13 protein-coding genes are annotated in these 13,223 nt (G+C 69.5%); 9 read left to right on the top strand and 4 right to left on the bottom strand.

From position 1 onward, the window contains the following. Positions 1–279 (bottom strand): hypothetical protein, encoded by a 279-nt coding sequence (locus tag ACIG5F_RS24645; RefSeq protein WP_396521150.1) that lies wholly within the window; start codon positions 277–279, stop codon positions 1–3. Between the two features lie 202 nt (positions 280–481). Here ACIG5F_RS24645 and ACIG5F_RS24640 point away from each other — a divergent pair, with 202 nt between their 5' ends. Genes ACIG5F_RS24640 through ACIG5F_RS24630 form a run of 3 tightly spaced genes read left to right on the top strand, consistent with a single transcriptional unit; the run spans position 482 to position 2,090 of the window. Continuing rightward, entirely contained in the window at positions 482–688 is a 207-nt protein-coding gene (locus ACIG5F_RS24640; RefSeq protein WP_396521149.1) for a hypothetical protein, read from the top strand. After that, positions 688–1,221, top strand: coding sequence for a DUF6879 family protein (locus ACIG5F_RS24635; RefSeq protein WP_396521147.1), 534 nt, complete (start codon positions 688–690; stop codon positions 1,219–1,221). Before ACIG5F_RS24640 ends, ACIG5F_RS24635 begins: the two co-directional genes overlap by 1 nt. An 11-nt stretch (positions 1,222–1,232) precedes the next feature. Continuing rightward, positions 1,233–2,090 (top strand): helix-turn-helix domain-containing protein, encoded by an 858-nt coding sequence (locus ACIG5F_RS24630; RefSeq protein WP_396521146.1) that lies wholly within the window; start codon positions 1,233–1,235, stop codon positions 2,088–2,090. 1 nt (position 2,091) lies between these two features. On the opposite strand, the gene nucS is transcribed toward ACIG5F_RS24630, so the two are convergent. Beyond that, complete coding sequence (nucS, locus tag ACIG5F_RS24625) at positions 2,092–2,751, bottom strand: endonuclease NucS (RefSeq protein ID WP_396521144.1); 660 nt, start codon at positions 2,749–2,751, stop codon at positions 2,092–2,094. Between the two features lie 90 nt (positions 2,752–2,841). Between nucS and ACIG5F_RS24620 the strand changes: the two genes are divergently transcribed. From ACIG5F_RS24620 to ACIG5F_RS24605, 4 genes are read left to right on the top strand one after another with little or no spacing between them, the layout of a single operon-like run. Then, positions 2,842–4,212, top strand: coding sequence for an amino acid permease (locus ACIG5F_RS24620; RefSeq protein WP_396521142.1), 1,371 nt, complete (start codon positions 2,842–2,844; stop codon positions 4,210–4,212). Between the two features lie 13 nt (positions 4,213–4,225). Continuing rightward, on the top strand, positions 4,226–4,774 hold the full coding sequence (locus ACIG5F_RS24615; protein WP_396521140.1) for an NUDIX domain-containing protein: 549 nt from the start codon (positions 4,226–4,228) through the stop codon (positions 4,772–4,774). Positions 4,775–4,801: 27 nt separating this feature from the next. After that, a complete protein-coding gene (locus tag ACIG5F_RS24610) occupies positions 4,802–5,680 on the top strand; it encodes a LysR family transcriptional regulator (RefSeq protein ID WP_396521138.1) in 879 nt (292 codons plus the stop codon). 5 nt (positions 5,681–5,685) lie between these two features. Next, positions 5,686–6,333, top strand: a complete 648-nt coding sequence (locus tag ACIG5F_RS24605; protein ID WP_396521136.1) for a class I SAM-dependent methyltransferase — start codon at positions 5,686–5,688, stop codon at positions 6,331–6,333. Positions 6,334–6,428: 95 nt separating this feature from the next. Here the strand turns inward: ACIG5F_RS24605 and ACIG5F_RS24600 are convergent, their stop codons facing one another. Continuing rightward, positions 6,429–8,726: a Bbp16 family capsid cement protein gene (locus tag ACIG5F_RS24600; RefSeq protein ID WP_396521134.1), complete on the bottom strand. Its 2,298-nt coding sequence runs from the start codon at positions 8,724–8,726 to the stop codon at positions 6,429–6,431. Positions 8,727–9,164: 438 nt separating this feature from the next. After that, positions 9,165–9,938 (bottom strand): enoyl-CoA hydratase-related protein, encoded by a 774-nt coding sequence (locus ACIG5F_RS24595; RefSeq protein ID WP_396521222.1) that lies wholly within the window; start codon positions 9,936–9,938, stop codon positions 9,165–9,167. Positions 9,939–10,338: 400 nt separating this feature from the next. Between ACIG5F_RS24595 and ACIG5F_RS24590 the strand changes: the two genes are divergently transcribed. Next, a complete protein-coding gene (locus ACIG5F_RS24590) occupies positions 10,339–11,337 on the top strand; it encodes an ABC transporter permease (protein ID WP_396521133.1) in 999 nt (332 codons plus the stop codon). A gap of 63 nt (positions 11,338–11,400) precedes the next feature. After that, the gene (locus ACIG5F_RS24585; RefSeq protein WP_396521131.1) at positions 11,401–13,152 is read left to right on the top strand and encodes an ABC transporter substrate-binding protein; all 1,752 of its coding nucleotides are present in this window, start codon (positions 11,401–11,403) and stop codon (positions 13,150–13,152) included. Positions 13,153–13,223 lie beyond the last annotated feature (71 nt).

Raw genomic sequence — 13,223 nt, 5'->3', positions numbered from 1 at the left:
TCAACCGGGCGGCGTCACCAACCGGAGGTGCGAAGACCGTCGTCCACAGTCCTGCTCGATCAGCCACGCCGCCTGCCGTCCCAACGCCGGCGCGAGCGCGGCCACCAGCCGCGCCCCCACCTCCCGTGCCAGCACAAGGTGCACCGCCGCGTTGAAGCCGTCGTCGAGGGCGACGTGCACCACGTGCTCGCTGATCTCGACCACACGGACCGTGGTGCGGGGCGACGAGACCTCCACGACCAGAGGCTTGCCGGTGACGGGGTCGACAAGGATCAGCACAAGAAGCCTCCTGAGTGAGCGCCGCGCCGCCGCGCGTCTCGTCAACGGACTCCACCGTGCGCCATCCCGAGCACTTATACAAGCAATCAGAGCAATTGCAATCGAATGTCCACCCGGTTGGTGGCCCCCTCCTCGCAAGCAAGCACGTTGAATGGGTGAGGACCGACCAGCGGCGTCGCCGCCCGACCGAGGAGACGTGTCCATGAAGCTGACCCACATCGCCACCGAGAGCGGAAAGTCCGGCTGCCCCTCCTTCTTCGCCACCGACCGCGGCACCTACGTGGTGCAGGGCTGGCGCATCGACGACGTCGAGGCCCTGGCCGCCCTCCACGAACGCGGTCTCCCCGACCACGAGACCGCCATCGAGATCCCGGCCGCGCTGGTGGCGCGGATCCGCGAGTCGGACTGATGGCGGAGCAGCTCGATCGGGCCGGCTTCCAGGCCCTGGTCAGCGGCTTCGAACGATCGGCGTGGCGGCTGGAGATCCAGGGCTGGTACGACGAGCCCGACGAAGGCGAGCTGCTCGCCCAGTGGCTTGCCGACGGTGATCCGGGCCCGACGCTCGTGTGGTTCGCGGACTGGCCGGCCTGGATCGCCGAGCAGGTTTGCGCCGGGCGGCGGTTCGAGCGCGTGCGCGTGCTGACCGACCCGCTCACCGACTACCTGCGGTGGCAGCTCGACGTCATCACCGAGCCGGCGATCGAGGCCGGCGAGGACATCCGCGTGCTTCCTGCGGCGACCGCCGCGACGCTCGAACTCGGCCCCTCGGACTTCTACGTGTTCGACGACCGCGCGGTCGCCGTGCTGGACTTCGACGACGGTCAGGTGACCGGAGCGCGATTGCTCGACGAGCCGGCCGAGCTCGCCGCCTTCCACGCAATTCGAGCAAGAGCGTGGGATCATGCCCTGCGACTCGGGGAGTACCGACGCGTCGAAACGTGATTGAGGGAACCGTGACCAGCTTCGAGGCCGCCCGGCTTGAGTTCGGCGACAAGATGCGTCGCATACGCGAGCAAGGCGGCCTTGACGGCAAGGACCTCGCCAGTCGCCTCGGCTGGCATCCGTCGAAGATCAGCAAAATCGAGCGCGGCAAGCAGACCGCCACCGACTCCGACCTGATCGACCTCCTCGACGCGCTTGCGGTGCCGGACGCCGATTCCGAGCAGCTGCGCCAAGAGCTGCGGGAACTACGGCTCAAGCAACTGACGTGGCGCCGGCAGCTGCGTGCCGGCCACCGCGACCGACAGCGGCAGGACCTCGTCGACGAACAGACCGCGACCCGGATCCGGATCATCGAACTCATGGCGGTGCCTGGCCCGCTCCAGACCGGTCGCTACGCGCGAGCCGTCTTCGCCACCCAGGCCGATCTGCTCGAAGTGCCCGCCAGCGACATCGACGAGGCGACCGCCGTGCGGATGCAACGGCAACAGGTGCTGTACGACGCGTCGAAGACGATCGACATCCTGGTGGCCGAGGCCGCGCTCGCGCACCCACCGTGCGCACCGGCGGAGATGGTGGAACAAGTCGACCGCCTCGTGTCGGCGACCAGTCTGCCGACCGTCCGATTTGGTCTGCTGCCGGCCTACCGGCCGCTTCCACACCTTCTGCCGCACGGGTTCTGGATCGTCGACGACGTCGTAAGCATCGAGAAGGTCACCGGCGAGGACCGCGAGACCGACCCGGAGCAGGTTGCCGTCTACGAGCGCCTCGCCGACCGCCTGTGGTCGGTCGCCCTCACCGGCGACGAGGCGCGAGCCGCGCTGCTGGCCATCGGCCGCCGCTGGGCCGAGCTGGCCCGGCACGGCCAGTGAGTCAGAAGAGGCGGAACTCGTCGGAATCGGTGCCCTTGAGGGCCTCGTAGTCGAGGGTGACGCAGCGGATGCCGCGGTCCTCGGCGAGGGTGCGGGCCTGGGGCTTGATCTGCTGGGCGGCGAAGACGCCCTTGACCGGGGCGAGCAGGGGGTCGCGGTTGAGCAGCTCGAGGTAGCGGGTGAGCTGCTCGACGCCGTCGATCTCGCCGCGGCGCTTGATCTCGACCGCGACGGAGACGCCGTCGGAGTCACGGCACATGAGGTCGACGGGGCCGATGGCGGTGGGGTACTCGCGGCGCACTAGGGACCAGCCGTCGCCGAGGGTGTGCACATGCTCGGCCAGCAGGACCTGGAGGTGGGCCTCGACGCCGTCCTTGACCAGGCCGGGCTCGATGCCGAGCTCGTGCTTGGAGTCGTGCATGATCTCCTCGATGGAGATCACCAGCTTCTCCCCGGCCTTGTTCTGCACGGTCCACACGCCCGGGTCCTCGATCAGCCAGCACGGCGGGCTCATCCAGTTCAGCGGCTTGTAGGCGCGGTCGTCGGAGTGCACCGACACCGAGCCGTCGGCCTTGATGAGCAGCAGCCGGTTGGCCATCGGCAGGTGGGCGGTCAGCCTGCCGACGTAGTCGACCTGGCACCGCGCGATCACAAGACGCACCCGGACGAAGGTACTGGGCGTGGGCGCTCCGGACGCCGCCGGGCCCCCGACAGGCGGCATGAGCTGGGCTCATGGGTAGCGTCGCCAGTCGTGTCTGTATCCACAACGTTGACGCGCCGCAAGCCGGTCGCGGCGCTGACCTCGGACGCCGAGCACTCCGGACTGCGCCGGAAAATGGGCCTGTTGCCGCTGGTGACGCTGTCCATCGGGGCCACCCTGGGCACCGGCATCTTCGTGGTGCTGGGCGAGGCGGCGCCGAAGGCGGGCCCGGCGGTGATCGTGTCGTTCGCCCTGGCCGCACTGGCGGCGCTGTTCTCGGCGCTGTCGTACGCGGAGCTGGCGGGCGCGGTGCCGGTGGCCGGCTCGGCCTACTCCTACGCGTACGCCACGCTCGGCGAGCTGGTGGCCTGGATCTGCGGCTGGTGCCTGCTGCTGGAGTACGGCGTCTCGATCGCGGCGGTGGCGGTGGGCTGGGGCGGGTACCTCAACGCCTTCCTCAAGGCCACGTTCGGCGTGACGCTGCCGGACACCGGCGGGGTCGACGTGCCGGCGGCGGTGGTGGTGCTGCTGGCCACGGTGGTGCTGCTGGGCGGCATCCGCGAGAGCGCGACGGTCACGGTGATCACGACGCTGCTCAAGGTGGCGGTGCTGGTCTTTTTCGTGGCGGTGGCGGTGTTCGCCTTCAACAGCAAGAACTTGACGCCGTTCGCGCCGATGGGGATCGCCGGCGTGGCGACCGGGGCGTCCTCGGTGTTCTTCTCCTTCGTCGGCTTCGACGCCGCCTCCACGGCCGGCGACGAGGCCCGCAACCCGCAGCGCGACCTGCCACGGGCGATCATGATCTCGCTCGGCGTGGTCACCGCGGCGTACGTGCTGGTGGCGCTGACCGCGATCGCCGCGGTCGGGGTGGACGTGCTGAGCGGCTCGGAGGCGTCGCTGGCCACGGTGCTGGAACGCGTCACCGGCGCGGGCTGGCCGTCCATCGTGCTGTCGGCCGGCGCGATCGTGGCCATCGCCTCGGTGGTGCTGACCGTCCTGTACGGACAGACGAGGATCCTGGTCGCGATGGCCCGCGATGGCTTGGTGCCCAAGGTGTTCGCCCGGGTCAGCCCGCGGCGCAAGGTGCCGGCGGCCAACACGCTGATCGTCGGCGTGGTGGTCGCGGTGCTGGCGGCGCTGGTTCCGCTTGGCCAGCTGGCCGAGGCCACCAGCATCGGCACCCTGGTGGCGTTCGGGCTGGTCAACGTGGGCGTGCTGGTGCTGCGCCGCCGTGAGCCGGAGCTGCCCCGCACCTTCCGCACGCCGCTGGTGCCGGCGACGCCGCTGATCGGGCTGGCGCTGTGCGTGCTGCTGGTCGCCGGCCTGGCCGCGACGACCTGGCTGGCCTTCGCGATCTGGACGGTCGTCGGCCTGGCCGTCTACTTCGCCTACGGCCGGCGCCGCTCCGCGCTCAACGTTTGACAGGATCGAATCCGTGGAAACGCTCAGCTCACGCGAGGTCTACAGCAACGCCTGGATGACCGTCCGCGAGGACGACATCCGCCGCCCGGACGGCTCGGCCGGCATCTACGGCGTGGTCGACAAGCCGGACTACGCCCTGGTCATCCCGCTGGACGGGGACCGGCTGCACCTGGTCGAGCAGTTCCGCTACCCGCTCGGCCTGCGGCGCTGGGAGTTCTGCCAGGGCACCGCGCCGGACCGGGTCGACATGGAGGCCACCGCGCTGGCGGCAAGGGAGCTGCGCGAGGAGACCGGCCTGCACGCGAGCGAGCTGGTGGAGCTGGGCGTGCTCGACGTGGCGCCGGGCATGGCCAGCCAGCGCGGCACCGTGTTCCTGGCCACCGGCCTGACCGAGGGCCGGGCCGAGCGGGAGCACGAGGAGCAGGACATGCGCACGGCCTGGTTCTCCCGCGCCGAGTTCGAGGCCATGATCGCCCGCGGCGAGATCACCGACGCGCAGTCGGTCGCCGCGTACACCCTGCTGCTCCTGCACGAGGCCCGTCAGGCGAGGTCGGCTACGTAATTCGCGATTCGCTTTAAGCTCTACTACATGATGGACGTGCGACGGCTGGTGCTGCTCCGGGACCTGGCCGAGTACCAGACGGTGACGGCGGTCGCCGACGTGCACCATGTGACGGCCTCGGCGGTGTCGCAGCAGCTGCGGGCGCTGGAGGCCGAGGTGGGCAAGCCGCTGCTGCTGCGGGAGGGCCGGACCGTGCGGCTGACCTCGGCCGGGCGGGCGCTGGCCCGGCGGTGCGAGGACGTGCTCGCGGCGCTGGAGCGGGCCTCGGCCGAGGTCAACGAGCTGGCCGGGACGATCGACGGCGAGCTGGCGGTCGGCTGCTTCACCAGCGGCTTTCCCGCGGTGGCGATGCCGATGGCCGAGACCATGCTGGCGCGGCATCCCCAGCTGCGGTTCCGGTTCCTGGAGGGCGAGCCGGAGGAGACGATTCCGCTGCTGCGGCAGCGGCGGCTCGATCTCGTGGTCGCGTACCGGTATCGGCACCTGGGCACCGAACTCCAGCCCGGGCTGGTCAGCCTGCCGGTGTGCGACGACCCGTTCATGATCTGCGTGTCGGAGAAGCTGCGGGACGTCGTCGAGGCCGAGGGCCTGGCCGCGCTGCGGGAGCAGCCGTGGGTGACGTTCCCGGTCGGCAGCTGCCGGGAGGCCAACGTGCACGCCGCTCGCACCGCCGGTTTCACGCCGCACCAGGCCCATGTCACCGCCAGCATCCCGGTCGCGCTGGACATGGTCGCCGCCGGCATGGGCGTGACGATGATGCCGGCCATGGCCGCCCGCAACGCCCCGCCCGGCGTCGCCCTGCTGCCCACCGACGGCCTGCACCGCAAGATCGAGGTCGTCGTCCGGGCCGGCACCGAACGCCAGCCGATAATCGCTGCGGCGCTTGAAGCTCTGTCTCTAGGCTGACCGATATGGACTGGCTCGACTGGCACACCGACTACGACCGGCCCGATTCCTCGCTGGCCCAACGACTTCGCGCCGTTCAGACGCAGATCCGCGCCGCGCTGGACCGCGCCCCGGCCGGCCCGATCACCGCGCTGAGCGTGTGCGCCGGGCAGGGCCGGGACCTGATCGAGGTGCTCCACGACCATCCCCACGGTGCCGACGTCCGTGCTCGCCTCGTGGAGTTGGACCCGCGCAACACCGCCTTCGCCTCGACCGCGGCCGCCGGCCTCGATGTCGAGATCGTCACCGGCGACGCCTCCCTCACCGCCAACTACCGCGGCTTCGCCCCCGCCGACCTCGTGTTGATGTGCGGCGTCTTCGGCAACATCACCGAGGACGACATCGAACGGACCGTCGACACCTGCCGGGCGTTGACCACGCGCAACGGCACCGTCATCTGGACCCGAGGACGCACCGCACCCGACCTGCTGCCGCAGATCTGTTCATGGTTCGAGGACAGGGATTTCGAACGACTCTGGGTGTCCGACCCCGCCGTCGACTACGGCGTCGCCGCGCACCGCTACCGGGGAGAACCGTTGCCGCTCAAGGACTCCAGCATGTTCACGTTCGTCGGCTGGGACGTCCTCAAGGCCGCCGGCCGATCCCACGGCTGACACGGGCGGGATCCCTGGCCGCCACGAGGGATCCCGCCCGCGTTGGACGACCGGGCCGGACCCCTGGCCGCCACCAGGAATCCGGCCCGGCCTGCTCAGGAGGCGTACACCTGGAACTCCGAGAGCTGGCCGGCGGGCCAGCCGGTGTTGCCGGTGATGTTCACCCGCAGGTAGCGCTGGCTGGTAGCGGGCACCGTGATCGTCACGGTGTTTCCGGTGGCCGGGTCGAAGCGGTAGCCGGCGGAGGCGACGAGGGTGCTGAACGAGCTGCCGTCGGTGGAACCCTGGAGGGACAAGGTTTGCGTGCGGGCGCTCCACGCGGTGGCGGGCGGCAGGGTGAGCACGACGCGGCGCACGGAGGTGGCGGAGCCGAGGTCGACCTGGAGCCACTGGGGGAAGGCGTTGTTGGCGCTTTCCCAGTAGCTGCTGGAGTTGTTGTCGTTGGCGTTGCCGGGTCCGTACACCTGGGTGTAGCTGCTGGCGGTCATTGCCTTGCCCAGAGCCAGGTTGCCGCTCGGCGGCGTGGTGGTGGTCGTCGTTGTCGTGGTGGTGGTCGTGGTGGTGGGCGGAGGGTTGCCGCCGCCGGGATAGGTGTAGACGGGCGCGGGCCAGGGGCCGCAGAACGGGGTCGACGGGTACCAGCCGGAGTTGCCGCCGCCGTCGGAGATGGTGAACCCGGTGCCCAGGCAGCTGTAGATCGGGTTGGGCGCGCCGACGTGGGCGGCGGTGACTTTGCTGAAGCTGGCGGAGCCGCCGGCCTGCAACTGGAGCACGAAGGTGCCGGTGCCGTCGATGGTGATGTTGCTGAAGTGCACGTTGCTGACGGTCGAGCCCTCGACGGTCTGGATCGCCTCGTACGAGCTGTCGAGCAGGTTGGAGTCGGTGACGTTGATGGTGCCGTTCAGCGCGCCCTGCTGGGCGTCGAACCAGATGGCCCCGACGCCGAACTGCCAGTTGGGATCGAGCACGCCGGCGCGCAGGGTTGTGTTGCGGGCCAAGGTGGTCGTGCCGGACACCTGGACGGCGTTGAACCGGTTGGCGACGTGGATGCCGCCGCCCTGGGTCTGGGTGTCGGTCACGATGTTGTCGGTGACGCTGTTGTCGTGCCCGCCGTAGATGGCGATGTTGTTGGCCAGTATGGGTAACTCGACGGTGTTGAAGGAGAACGTGTTGTCGTGGTCGGCGTTGACCTCCGACCACATGGCCAGCCCGTCGTCGCCGAGGTTGCGCAGGAAGTTGTTGGTGACGGTGACGTGGCTGATGCCGTCGTGCAGGTTGAGGCCGTCGGCGGTGGTGTCGAGGATCCGGTTGTTGGCCACGGTCAGCCCGTCGAACGGACCGTCCAGCCACAGGCCGACCTTGACGTGCTGCATCCAGATGTCGGAGACGACCGAGCCGCCGCCCAGCGCGCCGCCGATGGCGTTGACCTGGTCGCAGTCGTTGCGCTCGGTGACCTCGCCGATGATCGCGAAGTCGTAGAGCTTGACGTTGCTGCTGACGCCGGAATTGCCGCCCTGGCCGCAACTGTTGGGCTCGCCGAGGCCGAACACGCCGACCCGGTTGCCGTGCAGCACGCTGTACCAGGGCCCGGCGCCCTGGATCGTCACGTTGTTGACGGTCAGGTGCTGGTTGACGGTGTAGGCGCCCTGGGGCACGTACAGCACCTTGCCCTGCGACGACGCCGCGGCGATGGCCGTGACGAAGGCGCTGCCGGAGTCGGCGGCCCCGCTCGGGTCGGCGCCGTAGGAGGTGACCGACAGGGAGTTGGCCGGCTGGCCGATCGGCGCGGCGACGTTCTCGAAGTCGGCGGTGTCCAGGGTGACGGCCACCGAGGCGGCGTCGAGCTGGAACTTGACCTTGGCGCCGGCGGCCAGCGGGCTGCCGAACATGGTCCGCACGTCGTCGTACAGGTGGTGCTGGTTGCCGGCGCCCGGGTCGTTGGTGAACGGGTAGCCGCCGTAGTACCAGCTGTACTTGTTGGTCAGGGTCAGGTCCTGGCTCTTGGCGCCGTTGACGTAGACCGCGATCGGTGTGGTGTACGCCGCGCCGCCGGCGGCGTCGGGCACGGAGTAGTGCAGGGTCACCGCGTTGGCCGCGGCGGTGAGGGTGAACTCGACGTAGCGGCCGTTGCCCGACAGGGTGACGGCCTTTCGCCCGGAAGCCTCACTGGCGAGGGTGCCGGCCGTCCGGGAGGGGCCGATCACCGTGCCGTTGGTCGCGGCCGACTCGGCCTCGTACTCGGTGAACGGGACCGTGGCGCCCCGGCCGCCGGTGGCCGCGGCCGCGGAGGGCGCCGCGTGTGGGGCGGCGAGGGCCAGTCCGACCAGGGTGGCGACGCCGAGGCCGGCTGCCGCCAGTCGCAGGGATAAGGGACGCAGGGATCGTGCAGACATCGTCGTCTCCACTTCGGCTCAGGATGCCGGTGTGACGGCCACCCTAAGAAGACAGGACGATGTACTGCAAGATCTGTATCGGAAAGTTGAAATCTTTCTACTGATCGACGCAAGCATGCGACGGTAGTGCAAACGCGCAAAATCGGGCGGCCGTCCGGCCGCCTAGGAACACGGTCTACCCCGGCAAGAACCCGCGCAACCCCCGCAACAACGCCAACGAGCGCCGAGCAAGCCCCACCCGCCCCATCAGCACCACCAACCCCGTCAAAAGCCACATGTGCGCCACAGTCGGCTCCCCATGCCACATGTGGTCCACATGTGGCATGGGGTCGGGAGGAGGAGGAAGAGGGTGCCTACACGTGACACGGGGGTCGAGAGGGCCACATGGGGCGTGAGTCAGGCGGCCCAGTCACGTGCACACTCGCATCGCCCGGCCGGTCAGCCGGTCCAGGTCGGGCGGCGCTTCTCCAGAAACGCGGCCATGCCTTCGCGGGCGTCGGGGAGTTGGGAGGCTGCCGCCATGACCTCCAGGGCGAGGGCGTAGGCGTCGGACTCGGGGCGGTCGAGCTGGGCGTAGAGGGTGCGTTTGCCCAGGGCCTTGGAGGCGCGGCTGCCGCGGGTGGCGCGGGCGAGCAGGTCGGAGACGGCGGCGTCCAGGTCGGAGTCGGGGACGACTCGGTTGACGAGACCCCAGGCCAGGGCGGTGGGGGCGTCGATGGGGTCGCCGGTGAGGGCGAGCTCCATCAGGCGCTTGCGGCCGACGGAGCGGGCGACGGGCACGGCGGGGGTGTGGCAGAACCAGCCGCCGTTGCCGCCGGGGAGGGCGAAGCCGGCGGAGGCGGCGGCGACGGCCAGGTCGCAGGAGGCGACGAGCTGGCAGCCGGCGGCGGTGGCGAGGCCGTGGACGCGAGCGACGACGACCTGGGGCGCGGACTGGAGGGCGCGCATGAGCTCGGTGGACAAGGTCAGGAGCTCCCGGACGCCGAGCAGGTCACGAGCGGCGACGTCGGCGAAGTCGTGGCCGGCGGAGAAGACGGGACCGGCGGCGGCGAGCACGAGGCCGGAGGCGTCGGAGGCGGCCACCGAGCGGACGGCGTCCAGCAGCTCGCCCAGATGCTCGGCGGACAGCGAATTGCGCCGGGATGGGCGGTTCATGGTGATCCGTGCCGTCGGCCCGGCCCGATCGAGCAGGATGTGCTGGTAGGAGGCCATGTCCTCACGCTGCCACATCCGAACCGGCATTCACAGCGAGTCACCCGGCGCATGCGCAGCGCATTCCGGCAAAATCGTTCTAGCGCCATTGGGCGGCAATTCCAGAAGTGCGATCGGGCGATACCGGCCACACGGGGCGCGACCGCGACGGTCGTCACCCTCCGTCGACAAGTTGGACCGAGCACCAAAGCTGGTTCACCCAAAAGGGTTAGGCTCGCTTAGGCCAGACAGGCTACCTCGGCGGCCACCTGTCCGCCATTTCAATCACAATCGCGCCACGGACGCGTGCGAAATCTGGTGTTACTGAGCCATTGGTAAGAGAGTCTGCTGAACTCGGGGGAACTGGTGAGTTCCCAACGGGAGCAATTGATGTGCGGCCGCCGAAGGCAGGGGTGAGACGATGACGGCGCCCATGGATGTTCCGGGCGACGCGGTCCAGGCGGAGCCTGAGGCCGTGCTGGCCGGGATGGGCAAGGCGATCGAGGGCCGCTCGCTGCGGCAGATCGCCTGGATGCGGCTGCGGCGGGACAAGGTCGCGATGGCCGGCGGCGTCGTGGTGGCGATCCTGGTCGTCGCGGCCGCGGTGGCCTTCGTGCTGGACCGGGTGTTCGGCATCATCCCCACCACCACGTTCAACCAGTCGCTGATCGACCCCGAGCTGCAGATCCCGAAGGGCGTGTTCGGCGGCCTGAGCGCCGAACACCCGCTGGGCGTGGAGCCGGTCAACGGCCGCGACCTGCTGGCCCGCATCTTCGCCGGCTCCTGGGTGTCGCTGCTGATCGCGTTCCTGTCCACGGTGGTCTCGGTGGTCATCGGCACGGTGATGGGCGTGATCGCCGGCTTCTTCGGCGGCTGGGTGGACACGCTGATCAGCCGGCTGATGGACGTGTTCCTGGCCTTCCCGCTGCTGCTGTTCTCGCTGGCGCTGGCCGGCGTGGTCCCGGACAACGCCTTCGGCCTGTCCGGCGACGCGCTGCGCATCGCCCTGCTGATCTTCATCATCGGCTTCTTCAACTGGTCGTACATCGGCCGGATCATCCGCGGCCAGACGCTGTCGCTGCGCGAGCGCGAGTTCGTCGACGCCGCCCGCAGCCTGGGCGCCCGCGCCCCGCACATCCTGTTCCGGGAGCTGCTGCCCAACCTGGCCGCGCCGATCCTGGTGTACTCCACGCTGCTGATCCCGACCAACGTGCTGTTCGAGTCGGCGCTGTCGTTCCTGGGCGTCGGCGTCCGGCCGCCCACCCCGACCTGGGGCGGCATGCTCTCCGACGCCACGCAGTACTACCAGATCGACCCCGAGTTCATGCTCGTGCCCGGTCTGGCCATCTTCATCACCGTGTTGGCGTTCAACCTGTTCGGTGACGGTCTGCGCGACGCGCTCGACCCACGTGCTCGATGACGGGACGGCTGTCCCACCCGCCCGAGGAAAAGCAGTTCGAGAAGATGAGGGGTTGACCAGATCATGAGAAGAACGCGGATCATGGCGGCGGTCGCCGTCGCCTCCGCACTCGCGGTGGGCCTGACCGCCTGCGGCGGCGGCTCCGGTTCGTCGAGCACCAGCGGCGCCGCGACGTACAACGCCGCCTCCGGCGGCAAGGTGGTCAACGCCTCGGACACCAAGGGCGGCACCCTGCGGATGGCCAACGCCGGCGACTGGGACTCGCTGGACCCGGCCGACATGTACTACGGATACGAGTGGAACTTCGCCCGGTTGACCGGTCGAGGCCTGCTCATGTTCGCCTCCGCCCCCGGCCAGGAGGGCACCAAGCTGGTGCCGGACCTGGCGACCTCGCTGGGCCAGTCCAGCGACGGCGGCAAGACCTGGACCTACAAGCTGCGCACGGGCGTGAAGTTCGAGGACGGCAGCACGGTCACCTCCAAGGACGTCAAGTACGCGGTCGAGCGCTCGCTGGACAAGACGGTCTTCCCCGACGGCCCCACGTACTTCAACGACTTCCTGGACCTGCAGGGCTACACCACGCCCTACAGCGACCCGACGCCGGACAAGCTGGGCCTCAAGGCCATCGAGACGCCGGACGACTCGACGATCGTCTTCCACCTGAACACCGCGTACTCCGGCTTCGACTACTTCGCGGCGCTGCCCTCGACCATGCCGGTCCAGCAGGCCAAGGACACCGGCGCCGACTACAAGAAGCACGTGGTCTCCACCGGTCCGTACAAGTTCTCCGAGAACAACCTCAGCAAGAACTTCACGCTGGTCCGCAACGACCAGTGGGACCCGAAGACCGACCCGAACCGCAAGGCGCTGCCGGACCAGATCACCGTGCAGCTCAACGTCAACGCCGATGACATCGACTCCCGGCTGTTGGCCGGCGACCTCGACGTGGACATCGCCGGCACCGGCGTGCAGGCGGCGGCCCAGGGCAAGATCCTGGCCAACCCGCAGCAGAAGGCCAACGCGGACAACCCGGTCGGCGACCGGCTCTGGTACACCGCGATCAACGGCGACGTCGCCCCGCTGGACAACATCCACTGCCGCAACGCCATCGAGTACGCCGCGGACAAGACCTCCTACCAGGCCGCGTACGGCGGCCCGACCGGCGGCGACATCGCGACCCACCTGCTGCCCCCGGTCACCCAGGGCTCGGAGAGCTTCGACCAGTTCCCGACCCCCAACAACGCCGGTGACGACACCAAGGCCAAGCAGGAGCTCGCGGCCTGCGGCCAGCCCAACGGCTTCAGCACCAGCATCTCCTACCGGGCCGAGCGGCCCAAGGAGAAGAACACCGCCGAGGCGCTGCAGCAGTCGCTGTCCAAGGTCGGCATCAAGCTGACCATCAAGCCTTTCCCGCAGGGCGACTACTTCAAGCTGTACGCCGGCAAGCCGGACTACGCCAAGAACAACGGCCTGGGCCTGATGATCACCGGCTGGCAGGGTGACTGGACCGACGGCTTCGGCTTCCTCAAGCAGATCGTGGACAGCCGCACCATCCGCGACTCCGGCGGCAACTCCAACCTGACGGTGAAGGACCCGGCCGTCGACGCGCTGGTCGACAAGGCCAGCAACACCGCCGACAACGACGCCCGCAACAAGGCGTGGGTGGACGTGGACAAGAAGGTCATGTCGGACGCGTACATCCTGCCGGGCATCTTCGCCAAGGCGCTGCTGTACCGTCCGACCAACCTGACCAACGTGTTCGTCAACGACGCGTACGGCATGTACGACTACCTCGCGCTCGGCGTGAAGAAGTAGCCGGAAGGTAGGTGAAGGCGTAGGGCGCCCGGCCGCCGTCGCGAGACGGCGGCCGGGCGGCCGTCAGCCGT

Origin of the sequence: Kutzneria sp. NPDC052558 (genome assembly GCF_044547355.1) — a bacterium.
Taxonomy (GTDB): Bacteria; Actinomycetota; Actinomycetes; order Mycobacteriales; family Pseudonocardiaceae; genus Kutzneria.
Note: the sequence above shows the minus strand (reverse complement) of the source record. Positions and strands in the feature narration are given on the sequence as shown.

Coding starts and splice junctions, on each gene's coding strand:
- ACIG5F_RS24600 (WP_396521134.1), bottom strand. CDS start 8,726: ATGTCTGCACGATCCCTGCGTCCCTTATCCCTGCGACTGGCGGCAGCC.
- ACIG5F_RS24635 (WP_396521147.1), top strand. CDS start 688: ATGGCGGAGCAGCTCGATCGGGCCGGCTTCCAGGCCCTGGTCAGCGGC.
- ACIG5F_RS24595 (WP_396521222.1), bottom strand. CDS start 9,938: ATGGCCTCCTACCAGCACATCCTGCTCGATCGGGCCGGGCCGACGGCA.
- ACIG5F_RS24585 (WP_396521131.1), top strand. CDS start 11,401: ATGAGAAGAACGCGGATCATGGCGGCGGTCGCCGTCGCCTCCGCACTC.
- ACIG5F_RS24590 (WP_396521133.1), top strand. CDS start 10,339: ATGACGGCGCCCATGGATGTTCCGGGCGACGCGGTCCAGGCGGAGCCT.
- ACIG5F_RS24605 (WP_396521136.1), top strand. CDS start 5,686: ATGGACTGGCTCGACTGGCACACCGACTACGACCGGCCCGATTCCTCG.
- ACIG5F_RS24610 (WP_396521138.1), top strand. CDS start 4,802: ATGATGGACGTGCGACGGCTGGTGCTGCTCCGGGACCTGGCCGAGTAC.
- ACIG5F_RS24640 (WP_396521149.1), top strand. CDS start 482: ATGAAGCTGACCCACATCGCCACCGAGAGCGGAAAGTCCGGCTGCCCC.